The 2430-nt window shown below is 75.8% G+C and carries 2 protein-coding genes; both read left to right on the forward strand.

The window, feature by feature from the left end:
* The first annotated feature begins 217 nt into the window (after nt 1–217).
* Complete coding sequence (locus tag ACFV4G_RS14855) at nt 218–1537, forward strand: geranylgeranyl reductase family protein (RefSeq protein ID WP_380440196.1); 1320 nt, start codon at nt 218–220, stop codon at nt 1535–1537.
* Between the two features lie 127 nt (nt 1538–1664).
* Nucleotides 1665–2312: a TNT domain-containing protein gene (locus ACFV4G_RS14860; protein WP_380440198.1), complete on the forward strand. Its 648-nt coding sequence runs from the start codon at nt 1665–1667 to the stop codon at nt 2310–2312.
* Nucleotides 2313–2430: the final 118 nt, after the last annotated feature.

Genomic DNA, 2430 nt, shown 5'->3' on the forward strand with positions numbered 1-2430 from the left:
CTCCCTCCTCCGCCTTGCGATGCACGCACCCAGACGCCGCACGGCCCGCCCTCCGGGCGGACGACGGGGGTTTGAAGACAGGCCCCAGGTCCCGCCCCGGTGGCCGGTATTGACCGGTCGTCGGGGCGGGACCGCGTGTCGGGCGGCGGCGGACGTCGGCGTTCCCTATCGTCGGGTCCGCCGACCCAGCAGCCGATCAGACCCGTGGGAGTGCGCGATGCCCGGACCGGAGCAGCAGTCGACCGCCCCAGGGCCCGGCCCCGGCCCCGTCCGGACGGAGCACTGCGCGGACGTCATCGTGGTCGGCGCCGGCCCCTCCGGCTCCACCGCCGCCTACCACCTCGCCCGCACCGGGCTCGACGTCCTCCTCCTCGAAAAGGCGGCCTTCCCCCGCGAGAAGGTCTGCGGAGACGGTCTCACCCCGCGCGCCGTCAAGCAGTTGGCCGACCTGGGCATCGACGTCTCCGAGGAGGCCGGCTGGCTGCACAACCGCGGGCTGCGCCTGGTCGCCGGCCGCCGCACGATCGAGTTCGACTGGCCCGAGCTCTCCGCCTTCCCCGGGTACGGCGCCGTGCGCCGCCGTGCCGACTTCGACGAACTGCTCGCCCGCCGCGCCGCCGCGGCCGGTGCCCGACTGGTCGAACGGGCCAACGTGGCGGGCCCGTTGGTCGACGACCGGAGCGGCCGGATCACCGGCGTCACCGCCAAGCTCGGCGACGACCGGAGGCCCGTCGACTACCACGCACCCGTCGTGGTCGCCGCCGACGGCAACTCCACCCGCCTCTCGCTCGCCATGAAGCGCTACCGCCGCACCGACCGCGCGATGGGCGTCGCCTACCGCACCTACTTCACCACCCCGCGCCACGACGACCGCTACCTGGAGGCCTGGCTCGACCTGCGCGACCCGACCGACCCCGGCCGCCGCCTCCTGCCCGGCTACGCCTGGGTGTTCGGCATGGGCGACGGCACGGCCAACGTCGGCCTCGGCGTGCTCGACACCGCCGGCGTCGACCTCGACTGGCGCGACCTGCTGCGCCGCTGGTGCGACGGCCTCCCGCCGGAGTACGAGTACGGCCCGGACGCCGTCACCGAACCCGTCCGCGGCTCCGCCCTCCCCATGGGCCTCAACCGCGGGCCCCACTACGCCGACGGCCTGCTGCTGATCGGCGACGCGGGCGGCACGGTCAGCCCCGGCACCGGCGAGGGCATCGCCTACGCGATGGAGTCCGGCCGCTACGCCGCCGAGACGATCGTCCAGGCGCTCGCCCGCCGCACCGACCGCGGCCGCGAACTCGCCCTGCGCGCCTACCCGCAGGCGCTGCGCTCCGCCTACGCCGGCTACTTCGCGCTCGGGCGGCTCGCCGCGGACCTGCTCGGCCGCCCGAAGCTGCTCGCCGCGGCGGGCGCGGCCGGGCTCGGGCGGCCGGCGCTGCTGAACATCGCCTTCCGGCTCATGGTCAACCTGACCGAGCCCGACTCGAAGGACGCCCTCGACCGGCTGCTGCACCTGATCGGGCGGGTCGCGCCGGGGCGGTGAGCCGGGCCGCCGGGCGGCAGGTTGGCCGAAAGGAGGGGATTCGGCGGGGCAACCGCGACATCCGATTGACGGATGATCAGATGATCCGCTTGCCTGGTGTCGAATCCCCCCTGACGACGGAGACACCGTGCGCCTTCGCCTGCTCATCGCGCCGCTCGCCGCGGCCGCGGCCCTGATATCCCCGACCGTCCCGGCGGTCGCCGCCGACCGGGCCACCCCCGCCGGCGAGTGCTCCGCCGCCTTCCGGCACGGCGACGCCCGCCTCGGCCCCCAGGACCTGCCGACCAGCGGCCCGGTCGGCGAGCAGGTCGACGGCTACCGGCGCACCGGCGGCGCGAGCGAGCGCGACTTCCTCGCCCAGTACTGGGACGCGGCGGCCAACGGCGGCAAGGGCGGCTGGAAGTACCCGCCCGCCGACGGCTTCGTCACGCTGCCCGACGGCAGCCCGGTCGAGTTCGACCTCACCCTCCACCCGGACCAGGACATCGACCGCTACGGCAGCGAGTACGGCGCCTTCCTCGCCCCCGAGGGCCTGCCCTACGAGAACCGCGCGATCCCGCCGCAGAGCCTCGACGGGAACCCGGCGGCGGGCTGCAACTACCACGACTACAGGGTGGTCAAGGAGTTCACGGTGCACGCGGGCCCGATCGCGCCGTGGTTCAACCAGCCCGGCTGGGGCCTGCAGTACCAGCTCGACGGCGCCCTCGTGCAGGGCGGCCCCGCCAGGCTGAACGTGCTCTGGCTGGTCGACAACGGCTACCTGGCCCGGATCTGATCCTGATCTTCAAGGCTGGCCCGGCGGGGGGGGGCGGGGCCCGGCGGGCGCCCCCCCCCGCCCCCCGCCCCCGGGGGGCCCCCGGGGGGGGCGGCGCCCGGCCGCCGGGGGCCGGGCC

Source organism: Kitasatospora sp. NPDC059747 (assembly GCF_042732955.1).
Classification (GTDB): Bacteria; Actinomycetota; Actinomycetes; order Streptomycetales; family Streptomycetaceae; genus Kitasatospora.

Coding starts and splice junctions, on each gene's coding strand:
- ACFV4G_RS14855 (WP_380440196.1), top strand. CDS start 218: ATGCCCGGACCGGAGCAGCAGTCGACCGCCCCAGGGCCCGGCCCCGGC.